The 21,644-nt window shown below is 74.4% G+C and carries 20 protein-coding genes and 1 pseudogene; 9 read left to right on the forward strand and 12 right to left on the reverse strand.

What is annotated here, in order from left to right:
* Positions 1-205: 205 nt before the first annotated feature.
* Complete coding sequence (locus ACWDRR_RS34935; RefSeq protein WP_329487974.1) at positions 206-643, reverse strand: gamma-glutamylcyclotransferase; 438 nt, start codon at positions 641-643, stop codon at positions 206-208.
* A 133-nt stretch (positions 644-776) separates the two neighbouring features.
* Here ACWDRR_RS34935 and ACWDRR_RS34940 point away from each other — a divergent pair, with 133 nt between their 5' ends.
* On the forward strand, positions 777-2,231 hold the full coding sequence (locus ACWDRR_RS34940) for an NAD(P)H-quinone dehydrogenase (protein ID WP_449776289.1): 1,455 nt from the start codon (positions 777-779) through the stop codon (positions 2,229-2,231).
* Positions 2,232-2,467: 236 nt separating this feature from the next.
* Positions 2,468-3,421: a DeoR/GlpR family DNA-binding transcription regulator gene (locus ACWDRR_RS34945; protein ID WP_449776323.1), complete on the forward strand. Its 954-nt coding sequence runs from the start codon at positions 2,468-2,470 to the stop codon at positions 3,419-3,421.
* A 126-nt stretch (positions 3,422-3,547) separates the two neighbouring features.
* On the opposite strand, the gene ACWDRR_RS34950 is transcribed toward ACWDRR_RS34945, so the two are convergent.
* The 6 genes from ACWDRR_RS34950 to ACWDRR_RS34975 form a co-directional block, all read right to left on the reverse strand.
* Positions 3,548-5,323, reverse strand: a complete 1,776-nt coding sequence (locus ACWDRR_RS34950; protein ID WP_449776290.1) for an acetyl/propionyl/methylcrotonyl-CoA carboxylase subunit alpha — start codon at positions 5,321-5,323, stop codon at positions 3,548-3,550.
* Positions 5,324-5,543: 220 nt separating this feature from the next.
* The gene (locus tag ACWDRR_RS34955; RefSeq protein ID WP_449776291.1) at positions 5,544-6,281 is read right to left on the reverse strand and encodes a hypothetical protein; all 738 of its coding nucleotides are present in this window, start codon (positions 6,279-6,281) and stop codon (positions 5,544-5,546) included.
* Positions 6,282-6,475: 194 nt separating this feature from the next.
* Positions 6,476-7,075, reverse strand: coding sequence for a nucleoside triphosphate pyrophosphatase (locus tag ACWDRR_RS34960; RefSeq protein ID WP_449776292.1), 600 nt, complete (start codon positions 7,073-7,075; stop codon positions 6,476-6,478).
* Between the two features lie 55 nt (positions 7,076-7,130).
* Positions 7,131-7,256: a morphogenic membrane protein MmpB gene (mmpB, locus tag ACWDRR_RS34965; RefSeq protein ID WP_449776293.1), complete on the reverse strand. Its 126-nt coding sequence runs from the start codon at positions 7,254-7,256 to the stop codon at positions 7,131-7,133.
* A gap of 113 nt (positions 7,257-7,369) precedes the next feature.
* Positions 7,370-7,591 (reverse strand): acyl-CoA carboxylase epsilon subunit, encoded by a 222-nt coding sequence (locus ACWDRR_RS34970; RefSeq protein ID WP_449776294.1) that lies wholly within the window; start codon positions 7,589-7,591, stop codon positions 7,370-7,372.
* Positions 7,592-7,616: 25 nt separating this feature from the next.
* Complete coding sequence (locus tag ACWDRR_RS34975) at positions 7,617-9,197, reverse strand: acyl-CoA carboxylase subunit beta (RefSeq protein ID WP_449776295.1); 1,581 nt, start codon at positions 9,195-9,197, stop codon at positions 7,617-7,619.
* Positions 9,198-9,424: 227 nt separating this feature from the next.
* Here ACWDRR_RS34975 and ACWDRR_RS34980 point away from each other — a divergent pair, with 227 nt between their 5' ends.
* The 4 genes and pseudogenes from ACWDRR_RS34980 to ACWDRR_RS34995 all read left to right on the forward strand — a co-directional run bounded on the left by ACWDRR_RS34980 (position 9,425) and on the right by ACWDRR_RS34995 (position 14,304).
* Positions 9,425-10,318: a biotin--[acetyl-CoA-carboxylase] ligase gene (locus ACWDRR_RS34980; protein WP_449776296.1), complete on the forward strand. Its 894-nt coding sequence runs from the start codon at positions 9,425-9,427 to the stop codon at positions 10,316-10,318.
* 169 nt (positions 10,319-10,487) lie between these two features.
* A complete protein-coding gene (locus ACWDRR_RS34985; RefSeq protein WP_449776297.1) occupies positions 10,488-11,612 on the forward strand; it encodes an adenylate/guanylate cyclase domain-containing protein in 1,125 nt (374 codons plus the stop codon).
* 425 nt (positions 11,613-12,037) lie between these two features.
* Positions 12,038-13,174, forward strand: a pseudogene (locus tag ACWDRR_RS34990) (diguanylate cyclase domain-containing protein); the annotation flags it as partial.
* Positions 13,175-13,944: 770 nt separating this feature from the next.
* On the forward strand, positions 13,945-14,304 hold the full coding sequence (locus ACWDRR_RS34995) for a hypothetical protein (RefSeq protein WP_449776298.1): 360 nt from the start codon (positions 13,945-13,947) through the stop codon (positions 14,302-14,304).
* Positions 14,305-14,417: 113 nt separating this feature from the next.
* Here the strand turns inward: ACWDRR_RS34995 and ACWDRR_RS35000 are convergent, their stop codons facing one another.
* Together ACWDRR_RS35000 and ACWDRR_RS35005 are read right to left on the reverse strand one after the other, a co-directional pair.
* On the reverse strand, positions 14,418-15,014 hold the full coding sequence (locus ACWDRR_RS35000; RefSeq protein ID WP_449776299.1) for a TetR/AcrR family transcriptional regulator: 597 nt from the start codon (positions 15,012-15,014) through the stop codon (positions 14,418-14,420).
* Positions 15,015-15,131: 117 nt separating this feature from the next.
* Entirely contained in the window at positions 15,132-15,974 is an 843-nt protein-coding gene (locus ACWDRR_RS35005; RefSeq protein WP_449776300.1) for an alpha/beta fold hydrolase, read from the reverse strand.
* A gap of 123 nt (positions 15,975-16,097) precedes the next feature.
* On the opposite strand from ACWDRR_RS35005, the gene ACWDRR_RS35010 reads away from it, so the two are divergent.
* Complete coding sequence (locus ACWDRR_RS35010; RefSeq protein WP_449776301.1) at positions 16,098-16,580, forward strand: MarR family winged helix-turn-helix transcriptional regulator; 483 nt, start codon at positions 16,098-16,100, stop codon at positions 16,578-16,580.
* Positions 16,581-16,601: 21 nt separating this feature from the next.
* On the opposite strand, the gene fdhD is transcribed toward ACWDRR_RS35010, so the two are convergent.
* Both fdhD and ACWDRR_RS35020 read right to left on the reverse strand, forming a co-directional pair.
* The gene (fdhD, locus tag ACWDRR_RS35015) at positions 16,602-17,426 is read right to left on the reverse strand and encodes a formate dehydrogenase accessory sulfurtransferase FdhD (protein ID WP_449776302.1); all 825 of its coding nucleotides are present in this window, start codon (positions 17,424-17,426) and stop codon (positions 16,602-16,604) included.
* Between the two features lie 75 nt (positions 17,427-17,501).
* A complete protein-coding gene (locus ACWDRR_RS35020) occupies positions 17,502-18,353 on the reverse strand; it encodes a DUF4365 domain-containing protein (protein WP_449776303.1) in 852 nt (283 codons plus the stop codon).
* Positions 18,354-18,428: 75 nt separating this feature from the next.
* Between ACWDRR_RS35020 and hutH the strand changes: the two genes are divergently transcribed.
* Complete coding sequence (gene hutH / locus ACWDRR_RS35025; RefSeq protein WP_449776304.1) at positions 18,429-20,012, forward strand: histidine ammonia-lyase; 1,584 nt, start codon at positions 18,429-18,431, stop codon at positions 20,010-20,012.
* Between the two features lie 69 nt (positions 20,013-20,081).
* On the opposite strand, the gene ACWDRR_RS35030 is transcribed toward hutH, so the two are convergent.
* Positions 20,082-20,507: a hypothetical protein gene (locus ACWDRR_RS35030; protein WP_449776305.1), complete on the reverse strand. Its 426-nt coding sequence runs from the start codon at positions 20,505-20,507 to the stop codon at positions 20,082-20,084.
* Between the two features lie 210 nt (positions 20,508-20,717).
* Here ACWDRR_RS35030 and ACWDRR_RS35035 point away from each other — a divergent pair, with 210 nt between their 5' ends.
* The gene (locus ACWDRR_RS35035; RefSeq protein ID WP_449776306.1) at positions 20,718-21,587 is read left to right on the forward strand and encodes a MurR/RpiR family transcriptional regulator; all 870 of its coding nucleotides are present in this window, start codon (positions 20,718-20,720) and stop codon (positions 21,585-21,587) included.
* Positions 21,588-21,644: the final 57 nt, after the last annotated feature.

Consider the following 21,644-nt stretch of genomic DNA (forward strand, 5'->3'; position numbering starts at 1 on the left):
GCTACGCGCGTAGAAAATCCCGGTACGACGTGCCGGATCGTTACCCGGATGGCGTGAAAGTACAGCTCGCGGGCCTGCTTCCGGGCGCCGGGCGGGAGCAACCTCCAGCCTCCCCGGCGTGGCGCGGCCGGGCCGGCCGGGCCACGCGGCGGCCGCCGTCGGCCGCTCCGGCCTCCCGCGTACCGCGGCCGCGCCGTGCGGACGGTCAGCAGGGGCGGCGGCGCAGGTCCAGGACGTAGTCGTGCGGCGCGCCGGCGCTCTCCGCGGCGTCGGCGACCAGGCCGAGGTAGCGGGCGGCGGGCAGGCCGCCCTCGTAGTCGTTGAGCACGTACGTCCAGACCGGGATGTCGCCGTCCAGGGTGTGCGCGCGCAGCTTGATCTTGCGGTAGATGCCGAGCTGGACGCCCTCCCAGCGGTCCAGGCCCTCCTCGTCCATCGGCGCGACGTCGTACAGCGAGACGAAGACCTGCTCCTTCTCGTCCTCCACCACGGTGGCCAGCGAGCCCTCCCAGCCGAGCTGTTCGCCGCCGAAGGTGAGCCGCCAGCCGTCCAGCCAGCCGGTACCGCGCAGGGGGGAGTGCGGAGCGCGGCGGGTCATCTGCCGTGCATCGAGGTTCGTGGCATACGCGGCGTAGAGGGGCATGGGGTGCAGCCTAGACCGTCCGCCGACCGCGGGGTGGGGACGCCGGCCCCCGGCCGACGGGCGGTCCGGGGCGGCCGGGCGGTCGGGCGGGAGCCCCGACCCCGGCGTGGCGGCGCGCTCGGCGTACGGGACAATGGGGGACGTGACTCGGATCGTGATCATCGGTGGCGGACCCGGCGGCTACGAGGCGGCGCTCGTCGCCTCCCAGCTCGGCGCGGAGGTGACCGTCGTCGACCGCGACGGTCTGGGTGGATCGGCGGTGCTCACGGACTGCGTTCCGTCGAAGACGCTGATCGCGACCGCGGAGGTGATGACGACCTTCGACAGCTCCTACGAGGAGCTGGGCATCATCGTCGCCGACGACACCCCGCCGCTGGAGCGGCAGGCGCGGGTGGTCGGCGTGGACCTCGGCAAGGTCAACCGACGCGTCAAGCGCCTGGCCATCGCGCAGTCCCACGACATCACCCAGTCGGTGACCCGCGCCGGCGTGACCGTGCTGCGCGGCCGGGGCCGGCTCGGCGGCGGCGGGCAGGCCGTGGACGGCTCCCGCGAGGTGCTGGTGGACGCGCCCGACGGCAGCGTCCAGTCGCTGCGCGCGGACGCGGTGCTGATCGCCACCGGCGCGCACCCGCGCGAGCTGCCGGACGCCCAGCCGGACGGCGAGCGGATCCTGACCTGGACCCAGGTGTACGACCTGGAGGAGCTGCCGCGCGAGCTGATCGTGGTCGGCTCCGGCGTCACCGGTGCCGAGTTCGCCGGCGCGTACCAGGCGCTCGGCTCCAAGGTGACCCTGGTGTCGAGCCGCGACCGGGTGCTGCCGGGAGAGGACCCGGACGCCGCCGAGGTGCTGGAGGAGGTCTTCCGCCGCCGCGGCATGAACGTGATGAGCCGCAGCCGGGCGGAGGGCGCCAAGCGCGTGGGCGACCACGTCGAGGTGACGCTCTCGGACGGCACGGTGATCAAGGGCACGCACTGCCTGATGGCGGTCGGCTCGATCCCCAACACCGCCGAGATGGGCCTGGAGGAGGCGGGGGTCAAGCTCAACGACTGGGGTCAGATCAAGGTCGACCGGGTCTCCCGCACCAGCGCCCCCGGCGTGTACGCGGCCGGTGACTGCACCGGTGTGTTCATGCTCGCCTCGGTGGCGGCCATGCAGGGCCGGATCGCGATGTACCACGCGCTCGGCGACGCGGTGCAGCCGCTGAACCTGAAGACCGTGGCCTCCAACGTCTTCACCGACCCGGAGATCGCCACCGTCGGCTACACCGCCGCCGACGTGAGTTGCGGCAAGATGGACGCGGTCGAGGTCAAGCTGCCGCTGCGCGGCAACCCGCGGGCCAAGATGCAGGGCATCCGGGACGGCTTCGTGAAGCTGTTCTGCCGCCCGGGCACCGGCATCGTGGTCGGCGGCGTGGTGGTCGCCCCGCGCGCCAGCGAACTGATCCACCCGATCGCGCTCGCGGTGGACGCCAATCTGACGGTCGAACAGGTGGCCAGCGCCTTCACCGTCTATCCGTCCGTCTCCGGATCGACCGCCGAGGCCGCCCGCCAGCTGCACATCCGCAAGCGCGCCGACGGCGAATCCTGAGCCCCCGAGGCACAGTTGAGGGCGGCTGCCGTTCGGCGGCCGCCCTTCGCGCAGCAGGGGTCGTCACCCGGACGGCGGGCGCAGTCCCGGGTTGCTGACGGCGCGTATTGTACGGTCACGCGCCGCTCGGGCGTGAGCAATTCCCGCTACTAGCTGCAAACGCCTGAAAGCAGACGGTCACGCAGGTTACCGTCGGTTCTGTGTTTGCAGCAGAACGTCGCCAGTTGATCCTCGAAATGGTGCGCGCCAACGGAGCTGTGTCGCTCCGTGAACTGGCCCGCGTCGTCCAGACCTCCGAAGTGACCGTACGTCGTGACGTACGGGCGCTGGAGGCAGAAGGGCTCCTCGACCGCCGGCACGGCGGCGCGGTGCTCCCCGGCGGCTTCAGCCGCGAACCCGGCTATCCGCAGAAGACCCACCTCTCCGCGGCCGAGAAGAGCGCCATCGCCGATCTCGCCGCGGGCCTGGTGGAGGAGGGCGACGCCGTGGTGGTCGGCGCCGGTACCACCACCCAGGAGCTGGCCCGCCGGCTGGCCCGGGTGCCCGGGCTGACGGTGGTCACCAACTCCCTGCTGGTGGCCCAGGCGCTGGCCCACGCGAACCGGGTGGAGGTGGTGATGACCGGCGGCACCCTGCGGGGCTCCAACTACGCCCTGGTGGGCAGTGGCGCCGAGCAGTCGCTGCACGGGCTGCGGGTCTCCAAGGCGTTCATCTCCGGCAGTGGACTGACCGCCGAGCGCGGGCTGTCGACCACGAACATGCTCTCCGCGAGCGTGGACCGGGCTCTGGTGCAGTCGGCTGCCGAGGTCATCGTCCTCGCCGACCACACCAAGCTCGGCGCGGACACCATGTTCCAGACCGTCCCGACCGAGACCATCACCCGGCTGGTCACCGACGAGCACTCCGCCGCCGACGACACCACCGCCCGCGAGCTGGACGCGCTCGCCGACTGCGGGGTGCAGATCGACCTGGCGCCGCTCGGCGTCGCGCCGACCGGGGACGCCCCCGTGCACGGCACCGGCAGCGGGCCCGTCCACCAGACCCCGCCCGGCCCGCTGGCCCGGCGGGCCGCCCCGCCGCCCGGTGGCGCCCCGCTGCCCGGCCAGCGCCGCCCCGGCGCGCACGGCGGCCCCGGCGGCCCGCTGCCGGCCCGGCTCGCCGAGCTGGGGGCCGTCCCGCGCGGGCGCTGACCGGCACCGGCACCGGCCCCCGCGGCACCGACCGGGGCCGCCGCCGACCGGTCCCGAGCAGGCCGGAAACGGAACCGGTCCGCACACCCCGAGGGGCGTACGGACCGGTCCGGTCGGCCTGAGCCGTCAGTCCTTGATCTCGCAGAGCGCGGCGCCACTGCTGACGCTGCCGCCGACCTCGGCCTTGAGGCCGACCACGGTGCCCGCCTTGTGCGCGTTCAGCGGCTGCTCCATCTTCATCGCCTCCAGGACGACGATCAGCTCGCCCTCGGCGACGACCTGGCCCTCCTCGACGGCGACCTTGACGATGGTGCCCTGCATCGGCGAGGCCAGGGTGTCACCGCTGACCGCCGAGCCGGCCTTCTTGGCGCCGACCCGGCGCTTGGCCTTGGCCGCACCGCCGGTACCGGCCGCCGGGGCCGACGCGACGCCCAGCGAGGACGGCAGCGAGACCTCGATCCGCTTGCCGCCGACCTCGACCACCACGGTCTCCCGGCCCTCGGCCTCCTCGCCCTCACCGGGCGCACCGGCGAACGCGGGGATGGTGTTGTCGAACTCGGTCTCGATCCACCGGGTGAAGACCGTGAACGGCCCGTCGCCGCCGTGCACCTCGGGCGCGAACGCCGGGTCGGTCACGACCGCCTGGTGGAACGGGATGGCGGTGGCCATGCCCTCGACCTTGAACTCGGACAGCGCGCGGGCGGCACGCTGCAGCGCCTGCTTGCGGGTGGCACCGGTGACGATCAGCTTGGCGAGCAGCGAGTCCCAGGCGGGACCGATGACCGAGCCGCTCTCCACGCCCGCGTCCAGGCGGACGCCGGGGCCGGACGGCGGCGCGAACAGCGTCACCGTGCCGGGCGCGGGCAGGAAGCCGCGGCCCGGGTCCTCGCCGTTGATGCGGAACTCGATCGAGTGACCCCGCACCGGCGGGTCGTCGTACCCGAGCTCCTCGCCGTCGGCGATCCGGAACATCTCGCGGACCAGGTCGAGGCCGGTGACCTCCTCGGAGACCGGGTGCTCCACCTGGAGGCGGGTGTTGACCTCCAGGAAGGAGATCAGCCCGTCCTGGGAGACCAGGAACTCGCAGGTGCCCGCACCGACGTAGCCGGCCTCCTTCAGGATGGCCTTGGAGGCCCGGTACAGCTCGGCGTTCTGCTCGGGGGTGAGGAACGGCGCGGGCGCCTCCTCGACCAGCTTCTGGTGCCGGCGCTGCAGCGAGCAGTCACGGGTGGAGACGACCACCACGTTGCCGTGCTGGTCGGCCAGACACTGGGTCTCGACGTGCCGGGGCTTGTCCAGGTACTGCTCGACGAAGCACTCGCCGCGCCCGAAGGCGGCGACCGCCTCGCGCACCGCGGACTCGTACAGCTCCGGGATCTCCTCCAGCGTGCGGGCGACCTTCAGGCCGCGGCCGCCGCCGCCGAACGCCGCCTTGATGGCGACCGGGAGGCCGTGCTCCTGGGCGAAGACGACGACCTCGTCGGCGCCCGAGACCGGGTCCGGCGTACCGGCGACCAGCGGGGCACCGGCGCGCTGCGCCACGTGCCGGGCGGTGACCTTGTCACCGAGGTCGCGGATGGCCTGCGGCGGCGGGCCGATCCAGGTCAGCCCCGCGTCGAGGACGGCCTGGGCGAAGTCGGCGTTCTCCGACAGGAAGCCGTAACCCGGGTGGACGGCGTCCGCCCCGGAGTCGGCGGCGGCCTTGAGGACCTTCGCGATGTCGAGGTAGCTGGTACCGGGGGTGTCGCCGCCCAGCGCGTAAGCCTCGTCGGCCGCGCGGACGTGCAGCGCATCCCGGTCCGGCTCGGCGTAGACGGCGACGCTGGCGATACCGGCGTCCGAGCAGGCCCGGGCGACGCGGACGGCGATTTCTCCGCGGTTGGCGATGAGCACCTTGCGCACTGTGGCTCCCTTCTTGAACCTGGTCGAGTTTATGGATTTCTGGGTGGTACCGGCGAGTAGCCCCAGGTTGTGAACTATCCCACACGGAGGGTGATGCGTTTCGGGACCCGGTCCGCGGCCCGGAACGGGTCGTCCCAGGTAGCGGCGGGTGCCGCTGCCGGGGGCCGTCCCGTGCGGACGGCGACGGGGCGGCGCGGCGGCGCGGTGGCCTTGGCCACACTCACCCGGCGGGGGCCGCGGCGGCGGCCCGCTCGCGGGCCCGCGCGGTGACGTCGGCGGCCAGTTCCACCACATCGGGGCCGTACGCCCGGGGGTTGACGACCTTGAGAACCAGGGCGAACGTGCCGTCCTCGCCGTACCGGCGGGCGAGCCGGCGGTGGTTGGCGACGAGGTAGCGGACGCCGGCGTGGTTGGCGATGCCGGTCTGGCCGGAGATCAGGAAGACCGGGCGCCCGCCCTCGGGGGTGGAGAGCCGGGCCAGCAGGGCGTACACCTCGTGGTCCCAGTCGACGGTGAACGACCGGTCACCCGCCAGGATGACGTTGGCCGGCCCGTCCGACCCGCTGGTGACCGTCACCCCGGGCAGCCCCCAGGCCAGGTGGGCGGCCATCCGCTCGTTGCTGCTGGGGCCGCCGAAGCAGAACTCGGTCTTGGCGCCCAGACCGCGGTGGACGGCGTCGTGCGCGACCAGTTCGGTCTGCGCCCCGCACTCCTTCACCAGGGCGGCCAGCTCCATCAGCGCGTAGGCGTCCCGCCGGGTGACCGTCCGGGCGTGCGCGCCGACCCCGACGCTGCGGTTCACCACGATCAGGCAGTCGCTGCCGGCCGGCAGGCCGAAGAACGAGCGGACCCGCTCCAGCCGCCTGCGGCGGCGCAGGTTCTGCGCGAGCCAGCCGAGCGCGGCACTGATCGCGCTCGCCACCAGCCCCAGCAGCACGTTGAGCAGACTGTCGGTCATCGGCCTGTCCCCTCCCCGTTCGAACGGCGGCGGTCAGCCTAGCGGTCCGCCGTGACGGCCCGGGTCCGGATCGTCGACGGCGCCCGCCGTACTCCCGGCGCGCGGCAAGGGAGTTCCCGCACGGGGAGGTCGACGGCGCCCGCAGACCGGCGCGGGCCGGGCACCGCGGTGCCGGCGGGCGGTGCGGCGGCGGGTCAGGCCCAGAGGTCGGTGATCCGGACGCCGAGGTCGGCGAGGAGCCTGCGCAGCAGCGGCAGGGAGAGGCCGATGACGTTGCCCGGGTCGCCGTCGATGCCCTCGACGAACGGCGCCGAGCGGCCGTCCAGGGTGAACGCGCCGGCCACGTGCAGCGGCTCGCCGGAGGCGATGTAGGCGGCGACCTCGGCGTCGTCCGGGGTGCCGAAGCGGACGGTGGTGGAGGCCGTGGCCGAGGACTGCTCGCCGGTCACCGTGTCGATCACGCAGTGCCCGGTGCGCAGCACCCCGGACCGGCCGCGCATCGCCTGCCAGCGGGCCAGCGCCTCGGCGGCGTCGGCGGGCTTGCCGAGCGCCCGCCCGTCCAGTTCCAGCACCGAGTCGCAGCCGATCACCAGCTCGCCGCCGGTCAGTTCGGCGGCGACCGCCTTGGCCTTGGCCTCGGCGAGCACGAGGGCGAGCTCGGCGGGGGTGGCGGCGGTGATCGCGTCCTCGTCGACGCCGCTGACCACCACGCGCGGGTCGAGACCCGCCTGGCGCAGCAGCCCGAGGCGGGCGGGGGAGGCGGAGGCGAGGACGAGGGCGCGGCGGTCGGTCATGCCCACCAGGGTAGGGGGTGGCCCGGTCGCCGTCCGCACGGTCCGGGAGGGGCGCTCAGACCATCAGCAGGACGGCGATCAGCAGGAGGGAGGCCGCGAGCACATGGCCGGCGCGGCGCAGTCTCTCCTGCATCCGCCGGGCCTCCGGGGAGGGCTCGTCGCGGGGGTCTGACCAGAGCACCCCTCCAGGGTGCGCCGCGCCGCGGCGGTGACGCCTGAGTACGCGTACTCAGCTTTCGGGGCAATCCGGGCGTCGGGGGCGGGCCGGGCGGCCCACCCCCGACGTACCGGGGCCTAGCCCGCCCAGCCCGAGGTGCGCCAGGCGTTGACGCCGGGGCGGGGGGCGGCGCGCAGCCGGCGCGCGCGGTCGTTCCAGGGGGAGTCCGGGCCGGCGCCGGCACGACGGGCCGCCTCGGCGGCGGCCTGTGCGGCGGCGGCCCGGGACTGGACCACCGCCAGGACGGTGGCCAGCTCCTCGGGGGTCGGCTGCCCGTGCAGCACGTGGATCGGGGCCATGGCTCAATCCTCTCGCGACAGCCGCTTACAGGGGGATGTTTCCGTGCTTCTTCGGCGGCAGCACCTCGCGCTTGCCGCGCAGCGCGCGCAGCCCGCGGACGATGTGCCGGCGGGTGTCGCTCGGCGCGATGACGGCGTCCACGTAGCCGCGCTCGGCGGCCAGGTACGGGTTGAGCAGGGTGTCCTCGTAGGAGGTGATCAGCTCGGCCCGCTTGGCCTCGACGTCGTCCGCCTCGGCCAGCTCGCGCCGGTGCAGGATGTTGACCGCGCCCTGCGCGCCCATCACGGCGATCTGCGCGGTCGGCCAGGCCAGGTTGAGGTCGGCGCCCAGGTGCTTGGAGCCCATGACGTCGTACGCGCCGCCGAAGGCCTTGCGGGTGATCACGGTGATCAGCGGGACGGTGGCCTCGGCGTAGGCGTAGATCAGCTTGGCGCCGCGGCGGATGATGCCGTCCCACTCCTGCTCGGTGCCGGGCAGGAAGCCGGGCACGTCGACGAAGGTGAGCACCGGGATGTTGAACGAGTCGCAGGTCCGGATGAACCGGGCGGCCTTCTCGCTGGCGGCGATGTCCAGGCAGCCGGCGAGGTCCATCGGCTGGTTGCCGACGACGCCGACCGGGTGGCCCTCGACCCGGCCGAAGCCGGTGATGATGTTGCCCGCGTACAGCGGCTGGGTCTCCAGGAACTCGCCGTCGTCCAGGACGTGCTCGATCACCGTGTGCATGTCGTACGGCTGGTTCGCCGAGTCCGGCACGAGGGTGTCGAGTTCGAGGTCCTCGTCGGTGACCGAGAGGTCCGCCTCCTCGGGGAAGGACGGCGGGTCGGAGAGGTTGTTGGAGGGCAGGTACGAGAGCAGGCTCTTGACGTACTCGATCGCCTCCTTCTCGTCCGCGGCCAGGTAGTGCGCGTTGCCCGACTTGGTGTTGTGGGTGCGCGCGCCGCCCAGCTCCTCCATGCCGACGTCCTCGCCGGTGACGGTCTTGATCACGTCCGGGCCGGTGATGAACATGTGCGAGGTCTGATCGGCCATCACCACGAAGTCGGTGATCGCGGGGGAGTACACCGCGCCGCCCGCGCAGGGGCCCATGATCAGCGAGATCTGCGGGACGACACCGGAGGCGTGCACGTTGCGGCGGAAGATCTCGCCGTACAGGCCGAGCGAGACCACGCCCTCCTGGATCCGGGCACCGCCGGAGTCGTTGATGCCGATGACCGGGCAGCCGGTCTTCAGCGCGAAGTCCATCACCTTGACGATCTTCTCGCCGAACACCTCGCCGAGCGAGCCGCCGAAGACGGTGAAGTCCTGCGCGAAGACGGCCACCTGACGGCCGTCGACGGTGCCGTAGCCGGTGACCACGCCGTCGCCGTACGGGCGGTTCTTCTCCTGGCCGAAGTTGATCGAGCGGTGCCGGGCGAACTCGTCGAACTCCACGAAGGAGCCCTCGTCCATCAGCTCGACGACGCGCTCACGGGCGGTCAGCTTGCCCTTGGCGTGCTGCTTCTCCACGGCCTTGGCGGAGCCGGAGTGCACCGCCTCGTCGATCCTGCGCCGCAGGTCGGCGAGCTTGCCGGCGGTGGTGTGGGGGTCGTACGGGGCCTCGGTCATCGGGTGGGCTCTCCCTGATCCATGGGCCGCGGCCTGTTCGGTGGTACGCGGGTCTGGGCGGGACACGCGCATGAGGGCAGGGCGGCGCAACGAACTACCGTCGAGTAGCGTAGCCAGCGCGCACGGTTTCCCGTTATGGCCAGCGACACAGTGTGTCAACGCCCGTTCTGCGGGACGATATGGCGGCCTACGGCCACCGCGCCGGCCGGGGCCCTAGTCTCGTGGTCATGACCGACCCCGTCACCCCCCGCCGCAGTGGACTGCGCGGCTTCGGCCACGCCGGGCCGTCGCCCTGGACCGACCTGGACCGGCCGCCGCTGGACGCCGAGGCCCTGCGCCGCGACCTCGTCCTGCCGGGCGGGTTCTGGACCTCGCTCGACGTCGTCACCGAGACCGGCTCCACCAACAGCGACCTCGCCGCCCGCGCCCGGGAGGGCGCGCCGCAGGGCGCCGTGCTGGTCGCCGAGGCGCAGAGCGCCGGGCGCGGCCGGCTGGAGCGGCAGTGGACGGCGCCGCCCCGCTCCGGGCTCTTCCTCTCCGTCCTGCTTCGCCCGGACGAGGTACCCGTCGAGCGGTACGGCTGGTTGCCGATCCTGGTCGGCGTCGCGGCGGCCGCCACGCTGAGCCGGGTCGCCGAGGTCGGGGTCGGCCTGAAATGGCCCAACGACCTCCAGGTCGGGATCGACGGCGCGGAGCGCAAGCTCGGCGGCATCCTCACCGAGCTGAGCGGCGGCGCGGTGGTGGCCGGCCTCGGCGTCAACGTCTCGCTGCGCGAGAGCGAGCTGCCCGTCCCCACCGCCGCCTCGCTGGCCCTGGCCGGCGCCGCGGTGACCGACCGGGCCACCCTGCTGCGCGCGCTGCTGCGCGAGTTCGCCGGCCTCTACACCGAGTGGACGGCCGCCGCCGGCGACCCGCACGCCAGCGGCCTGCTGTCCGCCTACGCGGACCGCTGCACCACCCTCGGCCGGCCGGTCAAGGTCCACCTGCCGGGTGACCGGGAGCTGCTCGGCGAGGCGGTGGCGATCGACGGCGACGGCCGGCTGGTGGTCCGCACGCCCGACGGCGCACGGCGGCCGGTGGGCGCGGGAGACGTCGTCCATGTGCGCCCCGAGCCGCGCTGAGCGGCACTCTTCACCTCTCCTTGACCCGGGCGGATGCCCCGGATCGCGGGATTCCGTGCGAACATTCCACCTGGCAGCAGTGTGAGGCGCGCCACTGCCCGAAGGGTTGCGGGCGCGCCCGGACAGGTAGGACACGAGGCAAGTGCGGCAACCGCACGGGGACGGACCGGTGGCAGAGGACGGCGGCAACGGCGGTACGGCGGGCTCCGACGACCAGACGGTCGCGCTCGACCTGGAACGCCTGATCCTGGACGCACCACGCCGTTACACCCCGTACCAGGCCGCGCGGGCCGCCGACGTCCCGATGGAGCTGGCCACCCGCTTCTGGCGGGCGATGGGCTTCCCGGACATCGGGCAGTCCCGGGCGCTCACCGACGGGGACGTGATCGCGCTGCGCCGGCTCGCCGGTCTGGTGGAGTCGGGCCTGCTCAGCGAGCCGATGGCGATCCAGGTGGCCCGCTCGACCGGGCAGACCACCGCCCGGCTGGCCGGCTGGCAGATGGACACCTTCCTGGAGAACCTCACCCAGTCCGTCGAGCCCGGGCTCACCCGCGCCGACGTGGCCTACCCGCTGGTCGAGCTGCTGCTGCCGGAGCTGGAGCAGTTCCTGGTGTACGTCTGGCGCCGCCAGCTGGCCGCCGTCACCGGCCGGGTGGTGCAGGCCGCCGAGGACACCGAGATCACCAGCGGCCGGCTGGCCGTCGGCTTCGCCGACCTGGTCGGCTTCACCCGGCTCTCCCGCCGGCTGGAGGAGGAGGAGCTCGGCGAGCTGGTCGAGACCTTCGAGAACACCTGCTCCGACCTGATCGCCGGCCAGGGCGGCCGGGTGATCAAGACCCTCGGCGACGAGATCCTCTACGTCTCCGAGGACCCGGGGACGGCCGCCGAGATCGCGCTCAGCCTGATCGAGGCCCTGGCCGAGGACGACACCATCCCCGCGCTGCGGGTCGGCATGGCCTTCGGCACCGTCACCTCCCGGATGGGCGACGTCTTCGGCACCACGGTCAACCTGGCCAGCCGGCTCACCTCGATCGCGCCCAAGGACGCGGTGCTGATCGACGGCGAGCTCGCCGCCGCGCTGGAGCAGAACGGCAGCGTCGCCCCGGCCGACGCGGACGGGTCGGGGCTGGCCGACGCCCTGGCGACCGCCGCCGGGCTGCCCGCCTCCGGCCTCCCGGTGCCGGGGCCGGACGCCGGGCACCGGTTCAACCTCCAGCCGATGTGGCGCCGCCCGGTGCGCGGGCTCGGGCTGGTCGAGCCGTGGCTGCTGTCGCGGCGGCCGCGCGGGGCGTAGCCCTCCCGGGGGAGCGGTCGGCCGCGCGCCGGGTTTCCCGGATCGCCCGGAATGCTCGCCGGCGTACGGGGTAGGCGGGTCTTCGCACGAGGCGGCCCGGGGCGGGGCGTCCGGCCCGGCCGCCCGCCGGGGTCGGCGGCCGTCGTCCGAAAGCCGTACGGCTGAAACCGGTCCGGTCCGGAGGATCCGCGCGGGCAAACGGGGCATAACCGAACGAAACCGCCATAGTCTTGGTGCAAGCGGCTGGACGGGTCCGGTTCTCGGTGGGGTGCGCCACGGGACCGAACAGGACCGAGCACAGGGAACGAGGCGAGCCGGTGGGCAGTGAGGCGACCACGACGGACCGCGGCTGCGTGTGCGACCGTACGGAGCCGCCCGCCCTCCCCGACCCCCGGCTGACGTCCGTGGTGGAGCTCGCCCAGGACATGGCGGGGGCGCTCACCCCGCTGGAGGCCGTCCGCGCGGCGGCCGCCCGCGCCACCGAGGCCCTCGGCGCCACCATGGCGGCCGTCTCGGTCTGGGACCGGGAGTCCGGCCGGCTGCGGGTGCTGGTCAACCACGGGGAGCTGGCGCCGGGCGAGGAGGAGCTGCCGGAGGACGAGTCCTACCCGGTGGCGGACTTCCCCGAGATCGTCACCTATCTGGAGGAGCGCTGGACCACCGGCCGGCTGCCCCGCGCCTGGCTGCAGAGCGCCGAGAACACCGAGCCGCACGCCGGGCACGTGCACCCCACCGCCGGGGCGTACTGCCAGGAGCGCGCCGCCGCGCTGCGCCGGCGCGGCCGGGCCTGCTGCGTGGTCGCCCCGATCGTGCTGCACGGCCAGGCCTGGGGCGAGCTCTACCTGGCCAGGTCCACCGGAACGGCGGAGTTCACCGAGGGCGACGCCGACTACGCGACCCTGCTCGCCGCCCAGATCTCGGCCGGGCTCGCGCAGACCGAGCGCCTCGCCGACCTGCGCAAGCTCGCCTTCTCCGACCCGCTGACCGGCCTGGCCAACCGCCGGGCGGTGGACGCCCGGCTGGAGAGCGCGCTGGAGGCGCACAACCGCGACGGCACGGTGGTCTCGCTGGTGGTCTGCGACGTCAACGGCCTGAAGCGGGTCAACGACCAGCTCGGGCACGAGATGGGCGACCGGCTGCTGGAGCGCTTCGCCCACCAGCTGTCGCTGGCCGCCGCCAGGCTGCCCGGCAGCCTCGCCGCCCGCCTCGGCGGGGACGAGTTCTGCCTGCTGGTGGAGGGCCAGAAGGCGGACGAGGTGGTCGCCGTCGCCGAGGAGCTCTGCGCGCGGGCGCTGGCGCTCGCCGAGGGCGAGGGCGTCGCCTGCGGGGTCGCCTCCACCGGGGACTCGATCGGCCCGGTCACCACCCCCGACCGGCTGTTCCGGCTCGCCGACGCCGCCCAGTACCGGGCCAAGGCGGCCCGCGCCGCGCACCCCGTGGTGGCCGGGCGCAGCCACGGCCCCGGCTTCTCGCCGGACCCGACCGTCCTGCTGGCCGACGCCGCCGACCCGCACCACCGGGCCGACGCCCGGGGGCGCGTCCCCGGGCGGTCCGGAGCCGGCGACCGGCGGCGGTTCCGCGGCGCCGCGCACAGCGCCGACCCGGGGCAGCTGCTCACCGCGGTGCTCGCCGCACTGGACCAGCACGGCGTCTCCCGGTCGGTCCACCCCGCCGACACCATCGGCAAGCTGGCCGTCGTCGCCGAGACCTCGGCCCGGCTGCTGGACGCGGTCGGCTGGTGGGTCTCCTACGTGCCGCCCGGCTCGCACCTGATGCGCACCGCCCAGCACGCCGTGTACCGGATGACCAGCGGGCCGAGCAGCTCGCGGGCGGAGACCCAGCGGGCCCAGATCGAGGCCCCGGACGCCGTCTTCGACCTGCGGCACTACCCGATGACCCGGCGGGCGGTGCGCGGCGGGTCCTTCGCGCTGCGCGCGGGCGCGGCCGGGAACGACCCGTCCGAGGAGGCCATGCTGGTGGTCAGCGGCTACCGGGGGATGGTCGCGGCGGGCGGCCAGAACCCGGCGGGCGGCTGGCTGGTGGAGCTGTTCGCCGACGATGCGACGCTGCCGCTCGGACAGGTCGCCAGCGCGATGCGGGCGCTGGTCGCGGTGGCGCTCTCCGGCCCGGCCTCCCCGCCCCCGGGCTGAGGCCGGGCGGGTCCGGGGGCGGAGCGGATCACCGGCTTGTGCCGGTTCGGTGACCGGCCTGTTCCGAGCGGGTCGCGGTCCGGTGCGGAGGCTGTCGCAGGGCTGGGCGGGGTGGCGCGGACGTGGGATGGTATCGGCGGTCGGCGGGCCAGGGTGGCCGAGCCGGAACGGGGGTCGAACCAATGCGCGCTCGTCTGACGAGCCTTGTCCTCTCCGCGGTACTGGCTCTGGGCGGTGCCACGCTGGCCGCCGCACCGGCGGCCGAGGCGGCGCCGCGCGCCGCCGCGGTGAGCACCGTCGCCGCCGGCACCGCCGCCGCGGGGGGTGCCGTGCAGGCGGCCCCGGCCGCCCCGGTCGTCGCCGGGCACCACGACGGCACCCGGTTGGCCGGGTCCAAGGACAAGTCGAAGTCCAAGTCGAAGAAGAAGAAGGGCTTCTTCGGCAAGCTCATCGGTGTGGTGATCGGCATCGTGGTGGTGCTGATCGTGATCGCCGTGATCATCGCGGTGATCGTGATGCTCCGCCGCCGCAACCGGTCGTAGCCCTCGCGGGCCCGGTCGGCCTCGTGCGCCTCGCCGGCCTCGTCGGCCCGTGGACCCGGTGGGTCACGGGCCGACCGCCGGCGTGACGGCCCCGGCCCCGGCCCGGGTCAGGGTCAGGGGCGCAGGGCGCGCAGGGCGGCGTCCACCAGGCGGTCCGCGTAGGCGTGGTCGAGCGGGCCGAGGCCGTGCAGCCAGCGGTAGTACATCGGGCCGTAGAGCAGCTCGACGGCGAGGTCGAGGTCGGCGTCGGCGGCGAGCTGCCCGGCCTCCCGGGCGCTGTGCAGGCGGGCCTTGGTGACCTCCAGCAACGGGTCCAGCAGGCGTTGGCGGTACTCGCGCAGCAGGGCCGGGTCGCGCAGGTACTCGGAGATCAGGCCGCGGCCGGTGTTGCCGAAGCCGGGGTCGGCGAGCTGGTCGGCCGTCGGCCGCAGGACGGTGCGCAGGTCGGCGGCGAGGTCGCCGGTGTCCGGCAGGGCCAGGCTGCCGGAGGCGTCCTCGTTGGCGGCCTGGAAGGCGTCGAAGACCACCGCGCCCTTGGAGGGCCACCAACGGTAGATCGTCTGCTTGCCGACGCCGGCCCGGGCGGCGATCGCCTCGATGGTCAGTTTGCCGAAGCCCACCTCGGCCACCAGTTCGGCGGCGGCGGTGAGGACGGCCTGGCGCGACCGCTCGCTGCGGCGGCCGGGGTCGGGGGAGCTGCTGCGGGTCATGGGGTCATTCTAGGGGCCCGGTGGAACGATACGTCTCGTCTTGACGGCGCCCGGGGCCGCTCAGGGTCGCTCCGGGCCACTCCGGGCCGCCCGGGGCCGCTCGGGGCCCCTCGGGGGTCAGCCGCCGTGCACAGCGGCCGCGAGCAGCTCGCGGAGCCGGGTCGCGAACGCCCGGGGGTGGGTGAGGTTGCCGTTGTGGCCGCCCGGCAGGCGGGCGGGCGTGGTGCCGAGCCGCTCGGCCAGCACCTCGGCGCAGCGGTAGCTGTAGACCGTCGGGTCGGTGGTCGCGCCGATGGCGGGCACCACCCGGGTCGGCCCGGTGGCGAGGGCGTCGGCCTCGGCGAGGCCGAAGGTGCTGCGGCGCAGGGTGGTCAGGTCGTGCGCGAGGAACGCGGTGAAGTTGGCCGCGCGCTCCGGGCCGAACGACTGCGGACGGGCGTCGGGCTCGCGCTCCTGGTGGGCCGCGATCCCGGTGGCGGCCATCACGCCGCCCAGGGCCGCCCGCCAGCCGTCCCGGTGGAAGACGTCCTGGATCCCGGCCAGCGCGTCGAGCGTCCCGGCGCACTCCTCGGCCGGGAGCAGCCGCGGCGCGGCCGGCTCGTGGGCGATCAGGGTGTGCAGCCGGCCGGGGTGGTCGTGGGCGAGCTGCAGCCCGATCAGGGCGCCGAGGCTGCAGCCGAGCATCAGGGCGGGTTCGTCGGTGACGGCGGCGAGCAGCCGGTGGACGTCGTCGGCGTGCTCCTCGACGGTCGGCGTGCGGCCGGGCTCGTCGAGGGTGCTGCGGGAGAGGCCGCGCCGGTCGTACGTCACCACGGTGTGGCGGTCGGTCAGGCGGGCGACCAGATCGGCGCTGCGGTCGGCGTCGCCCTCGCCGCTCTGGGCGATCAGCAGCACCGGGCCGGTGCCCTCGACGCGGTAGTGGATGCGGGCGCCGGCGGTGGTGAGCAGAGCGGTGGTCATGGTGGGTCCCTCCCCCGGGCGGCCCTGGCGGCCGCCGTTGGCTCCACCGTAAAGCATCGAAAGAGATGCATCAAGATAGATGGATCTCTTTCGATGCATCTCTTCTGATGTACCGTGGCGGATGTGAACGGAGTCGAACTGCTGCTGCTCGGTCGGACGTTGATGAAGATCGGCGAGGAGGCCGTCCCGGCGCCGGAGGGCGGACGGCAGCCCACCGGGGTCAAGGCCGTCGTCGTCGTGATGAGCGACGTCTACGAGCACCCGGACAGTGCGGTCGGGGAGATCGCCGCCCGGACCGGCCTGCCGCAGAGTCAGGTGTCCGCGGCCGTGGCCCGGTTGCGGGAGGCCGGCTCGATCGTCACCGAGACCGACCCGCGGGACCGCCGCCGGCTGCTCGCCCGCCAGGCCCCCGGGATCTCCCCGCGCCGCGCGGAGGTCGCCGCCGCCTCGATCGACGGTGCGCTCGCCCGGGCGCTCGGCACCGACGACCCGCAGGAGCTGGCCGAGGTGCGCGCCGCGCTGGACGTGCTCGCGCGGCGGCTCACCCCCGCCTCGCTGCGCCGGCTGAAGGCCGAGGCGGCGGCGGGGGCCGCGGGGCAGGCGTGACGGCCCGGGCGGGTCGGCCGGTCAGCCGATGATCCGGTCCGGCCGGGTGTAGACGTTGGCGCGCTCGCCGCGCAGGAAGCCGACCAGGGTCAGGCCCAGCTCCTCGGCGAGGTCCACCGCGAGGGAGGACGGCGCGGAGACGGCCGCCAGCAGCGGGATCCCCGCCAGTGCGGCCTTCTGGGTGAGCTCGAACGAGGCACGGCCGCTGACCAGCAGCACGTGCCCGGTCAGCGGCAGCCGGCCCTCGCGCAGCGCCCAGCCGACCACCTTGTCCACCGCGTTGTGCCGGCCGACGTCCTCGCGGGCGCAGAGCAGCTCGCCGCTCGTCCCGTCGAACAGGCCGGCCGCGTGCAGGCCGCCGGTCGAGTCGAAGGTCCGCTGGGTGGCCCGGAGCCGGTCCGCCAGCCCGTAGAGCAGCGACGGGGGGACGGCCAGCGGGTCGGCCGCGACGGGGTGGCGGACATGGGTGCGCACGGCATCCACCGTGTCGCGGCCGCAGAGGCCGCAGGCGCTGGTGGTGAGCAGGTTGCGGTGGGCGGAGAGCGGGAGGGGGCGGGCGCCGCGCAGCGCCGCGTCCACCACGTTGTAGGTGTTCGCGCCGACCTCGTCCGTCCCGGCGCAGTAGCGCAGCGCCGCGAGGTCCTCCGCCGCGTGCACCAGCCCCTCGCCGACCAGGAAGCCGGCCACCAGGTCGAAGTCCTGTCCGGGGGTGCGCATGGTCACCGTCAGCGGCTCGCCGCCGACCCGGATCTCCAGCGGCTCCTCCGCCGCCAGGGCGTCCGGTCGCGCACTGCGGTCGTCCCCGTGCAGCCGTACCACCCGCCGCCGTGCCGTCGCCCGCGTCATCGGTCCTCCGCCTCCGTGCCGTCCGTCGACCCCAGCGTGCGGTATCGGGGCGGCGTGGCGGAAATCGGCGGCGGCTCAGCGGGGCGGGATTCGGGTCATCCAGTCACTGGCGGCGAAGCAGGCGCGGAGCCAGGAGAGCTCGGCGTCGTTGAGGACGACCGTGCCGGCCAGCGGGACGTCCAGGAACGGGTGGGCCATGAGCTGCTCGACCAGGGCCGGGTCGGCGGCGGTCGCGGGGTCGATGCGGGCCAGCAGCTCGGGAGTGACCCGGTCGCGCATCCGCCCGGTCCGTTCGGCGGTCACCGGGTGCGGCTGCCAGTCCAGGTCGCGGTGCCAGAGCATGGCGAAGGCCTCGCCGGTCCGCTGCTGGAAGACCGCCTCCTCGCCGCAGTCGTTGACGAAGTACGAGAGGTAGTCGCCCGGGTCGAAGTCGCGGCCGGTGAGGTCGGCCAGGAAGGCGTGCAGCCCCCGGGCGTTGCGGACGTACTGGCGCCACTGCCGGACCGCCTCGGGGAGGGTGGCGCCGGTGAGCACGACCCCGGCCGGGACCCGTACCGTCCGGGCCGTCCGGCCGGCGGCCCGGGCCGCGCGCAGCTGCTGGGTGGCGTTGGCCCAGTGCAGCGTGTCGCCGTCCGGGTCGTGCACCACGCAGATCACCGGGATGTTGCTCTCGCGCCACTCCTCGCCGTGGGCGCCGACCGGCACCGAGTACCCCTGTCGGCGGCGGAAGGACCGCCCGCCCTTCACCTGGATGGCGATGCTGTGCGGCGTGCGGTGGCCCCCGTCGGCGAAGGTGACGTAGAGGTCCTCGCCGAAGTCGTTGGAGCCGTCGATCTCCTGGACGATGTGGTGAGCGCTCTCCAGCAGGGTGCGCACGGCGTTCACGGCCGCGCGCTCCGTCCGGCGGCTCTCGGGTACCCGCGTCATGGGCGGGAACCTATCGTGCGGGTCGGACGGCTCCACTGGTTGTCATATCTTCATTCAACTGGTGTGATGATGCATATGGATATGCACAGTGCTGTGGCCCCCGATGCGCCCCTCGTCCAGGTCGGCAAGGCCGACGTCAGCGCCGAGGACGTGCTGGCCGTCGCCCGGGGCAACGCCCGGGTCGAGATCGGTCCGGACGCGCTCGCCGAGATGGCGACCGCGCGGGCCCGGATCGAGGCCCTCGCGGCCGAGCCGCGCCCCGTCTACGGTGTCTCCACCGGCTTCGGCGCGCTCGCCGTCCGGCACATCAGCCCCGAGCTCCGCGCCCAGCTGCAGCGCTCGCTGGTGCGCTCGCACGCCGCCGGGATGGGCCCGGCCGTGGAGCGCGAGGTGGTCCGCGCGCTGATGTTCCTGCGGATGAAGACGCTGGCCTCCGGCCGGACCGGCGTGCGCCCGGTGGTCGCGCAGACCATGGCCGCCATCCTCAACGCCGGCATCACCCCGGTGGTCCGCGAGTTCGGCTCGCTCGGCTGCTCCGGCGACCTCGCCCCGCTCTCGCACTGCGCGCTCGCCCTGATGGGCGAGGGCGTGGCGACCGGCCCCGACGGTGTCGACAAGCCCGCCGGCGAGCTGCTCGCCGCCGCCGGCATCGAGCCGGTCGAGCTGCTGGAGAAGGAGGGCCTGGCCCTCATCAACGGCACCGACGGCATGCTCGGCATGCTGGTGATGGCCATCGCCGACCTCCAGCGCCTGTTCACCACCGCCGACATCACCGCCGCGATGACCCTGGAGGCGCTGCTCGGCACCGACAAGGTGCTCGCCCCCGAGCTGCACGCCCCGATCCGCCCGCACCCCGGCCAGGCGCTGAGCGCCGCCAACATGCTGGCCGTCCTCAAGGGCTCCGGCCTCACCGGCCACCACCAGGACGACGCCCCGCGCGTCCAGGACGCCTACTCGATCCGCTGCGCCCCCCAGGTGGCCGGCGCCGGCCGCGACACCCTGACCCACGCCGCGCTGGTCGCCTCCCGCGAGCTCGCCGCCTCCGTCGACAACCCGGTGGTGCTGCCGGACGGCCGGGTCGAGTCCAACGGCAACTTCCACGGTGCCCCGGTCGCCTACGTGCTCGACTTCCTCGCCATCGCCGCCGCCGACCTCGGCTCGATCTCCGAGCGCCGCACCGACCGGCTGCTCGACAAGGCCCGCTCGCACGGCCTGCCGGCCTTCCTGGCCGACGACCCGGGCGTGGACTCCGGCCTGATGATCGCCCAGTACACCCAGGCGGCCCTGGTCAGCGAGAACAAGCGGCTCGCGGTGCCGGCCTCGGTCGACTCGATCCCGTCCTCCGCGATGCAGGAGGACCACGTCTCGATGGGCTGGTCCGCCGCCCGCAAGCTGCGTCAGGCCGTCGAGAACCTCGGCCGGATCCTGGCCGTCGAGCTGACCGCCGCCTCGCGCGCGCTGGAGATCCGCCGGCAGGCCGACGCCAGCGGCACGCCGGCGCCCGCGACCCTCGCCGCGCTGGCCGTGGCCCGGGAGGCCGGGGTCGGCGGCGCCGGCCGCGACCGCTTCCTCTCGCCGGACCTGGAGGCCGCCGCCGCGCTGGTCGCCTCCGGCGAGCTGGTGCGGGCCGTCGAGAAGGTCACCGGCCCGCTGGCCTGATTCACCGGCCCGGGGCCAGCGGCCCGAGGTCGCCGGCCCGGGGCCGGCGGCCGCCCGGGGCGGGTGGGATCAGTCCCACTCGCCCCGCGGCGGCTTCGACCGGCGCTCGTCCCGCCTGTCGCCCAGGACGGCGGCGAAGTTGACCCCGGCGATGCCGGCCCAGACCACCACCAGGCTCATGAACCCGCTGAACCCACTGGTGCCGCTGTTGGTCGCGATGGCCGTCAGCGGGATGCCCATGACCAGCGAGACCAGCGGCAGCTTCGAGCCCGAACGGCCGAAGGGCCGCCGGCGCAGGTGCTCCGCCGGGCCGTAGCCGTCGAGGCGCTCCGCCACCCGGCGCTCCACCCGGGCGTCGAGGCGGGCGTCCAACCGGGAGTCCAGCCGGGCCAGGAAGGAGTCGACGATCTCCGACTCGTATTCCTTGCCGAGCTCCTTGCGGGTCTGCAGAGCGGCTTCGAGGTCGCGGCGCAGTTCGTCCTGGCGAGAGTCCATGGTGCTCAGCCTGGGGCAGCACCGGGCCGTCAGTCCATCGGTTCGCACCGCAATCGGGGCGGATCAGGGGGAAATCAGGGTCACCCCGAGGGGTACCCCACCCCGTCGGGACGTCTCATCGGGCGTCCCGGCGTACGAGACGTCTTTGCCAGCGGCAGCGCGCTGCTGCACAGTCGTCGTCCGAACAGCTCGCACCCGGAGGTACCGCTGATGACCGCCACCGACGACACCGGCACGGTCGGCCCCTCCGCCCGGCTGCTCCAGCTCTTCGAGGGCCACCGGCTCACCCCCACCCAGCGCCGGATCGCCCACTCGCTCGTCCGGCACGCCACCGAGGCGCCGTTCCTGTCCAGCGTCGAGGTCGCCGAGCTGGCCGGCGTCAGCCAGCCCTCGGTCACCCGCTTCGCCGTGGCGCTCGGCTACGACGGCTACCCGGCGCTGCGCAAGCAGCTGCGCGAACTCGGCGCGGGCGAGCCGGCCGCGCCGGAGACCCCGGACGACGCGGTGCGCAACGAGCACCAGCAGGCCGTGCTCGCCGAGATCGAGCACCTGCGCCTGCTCGCCGAGCTCCTCGCCGACCCCGAGCCGATCCTCCGCGCCGCCCGGCTGCTCGCCGCCTCCCGCCCGCTGCCGGTCCTCGGTCTGCGGGCCGCCTCCGCCCAGGCCCGCGGCTTCGCCTACTTCGCGGCCAAGGTGCACCCGGACATCCGGCTGCTCGACGAGGGCGGCAGCATGCTCGCCGACCGCCTCGAACAGGCCGCCGCCGCCGGTGCCAGCGCGCTGCTCTGCTTCGCCCTGCCGCGCTACCCGCGGGAACTGATGGACGCCCTGGCGGTGGCCCGCGAGTGCGGGCTGACGGTGCTGACCGTCGCCGACAGCGTGTTCGCCCCGGTCGCCAAGCTGTCCGACCTGATGCTGCCGGCCGCCGTCGGCACCGGCCTGGTCTTCGACACCGCGTGCGCGCCGATGATGCTCGGCCGGGTGCTCCTGCAGACCATGTGCGACGAACTCCCGGGTGCCGAGGCCCGGTTGGAGGCGATCGAGCAGTCCGCGACGGCTCGTGGGCTGTTTTTGGAGTAGGACCGGGCCCTGGGCGGGAATCCTGTCAACAGGCCCCGGAGCAGGGCCGACCGGCAG

The organism is Kitasatospora sp. NPDC003701 (genome assembly GCF_053587085.1).

Excerpts from the sequence above, each read along its gene's own strand:
- ACWDRR_RS34935 (WP_329487974.1), bottom strand. The coding sequence starts at position 643 with ATGCCCCTCTACGCCGCGTATGCCACGAACCTCGATGCACGGCAGATG.
- ACWDRR_RS34940 (WP_449776289.1), top strand. The coding sequence starts at position 777 with ATGGGGGACGTGACTCGGATCGTGATCATCGGTGGCGGACCCGGCGGC.
- ACWDRR_RS34945 (WP_449776323.1), top strand. The coding sequence starts at position 2,468 with ATGGTGCGCGCCAACGGAGCTGTGTCGCTCCGTGAACTGGCCCGCGTC.
- ACWDRR_RS34955 (WP_449776291.1), bottom strand. The coding sequence starts at position 6,281 with ATGACCGACAGTCTGCTCAACGTGCTGCTGGGGCTGGTGGCGAGCGCG.
- ACWDRR_RS34960 (WP_449776292.1), bottom strand. The coding sequence starts at position 7,075 with ATGACCGACCGCCGCGCCCTCGTCCTCGCCTCCGCCTCCCCCGCCCGC.
- ACWDRR_RS34970 (WP_449776294.1), bottom strand. The coding sequence starts at position 7,591 with ATGGCCCCGATCCACGTGCTGCACGGGCAGCCGACCCCCGAGGAGCTG.
- ACWDRR_RS34975 (WP_449776295.1), bottom strand. The coding sequence starts at position 9,197 with ATGACCGAGGCCCCGTACGACCCCCACACCACCGCCGGCAAGCTCGCC.
- ACWDRR_RS34980 (WP_449776296.1), top strand. The coding sequence starts at position 9,425 with ATGACCGACCCCGTCACCCCCCGCCGCAGTGGACTGCGCGGCTTCGGC.
- ACWDRR_RS34995 (WP_449776298.1), top strand. The coding sequence starts at position 13,945 with ATGCGCGCTCGTCTGACGAGCCTTGTCCTCTCCGCGGTACTGGCTCTG.
- ACWDRR_RS35000 (WP_449776299.1), bottom strand. The coding sequence starts at position 15,014 with ATGACCCGCAGCAGCTCCCCCGACCCCGGCCGCCGCAGCGAGCGGTCG.
- ACWDRR_RS35005 (WP_449776300.1), bottom strand. The coding sequence starts at position 15,974 with ATGACCACCGCTCTGCTCACCACCGCCGGCGCCCGCATCCACTACCGC.
- fdhD (WP_449776302.1), bottom strand. The coding sequence starts at position 17,426 with ATGACGCGGGCGACGGCACGGCGGCGGGTGGTACGGCTGCACGGGGAC.
- ACWDRR_RS35020 (WP_449776303.1), bottom strand. The coding sequence starts at position 18,353 with ATGACGCGGGTACCCGAGAGCCGCCGGACGGAGCGCGCGGCCGTGAAC.
- hutH (WP_449776304.1), top strand. The coding sequence starts at position 18,429 with ATGGATATGCACAGTGCTGTGGCCCCCGATGCGCCCCTCGTCCAGGTC.
- ACWDRR_RS35030 (WP_449776305.1), bottom strand. The coding sequence starts at position 20,507 with ATGGACTCTCGCCAGGACGAACTGCGCCGCGACCTCGAAGCCGCTCTG.
- ACWDRR_RS35035 (WP_449776306.1), top strand. The coding sequence starts at position 20,718 with ATGACCGCCACCGACGACACCGGCACGGTCGGCCCCTCCGCCCGGCTG.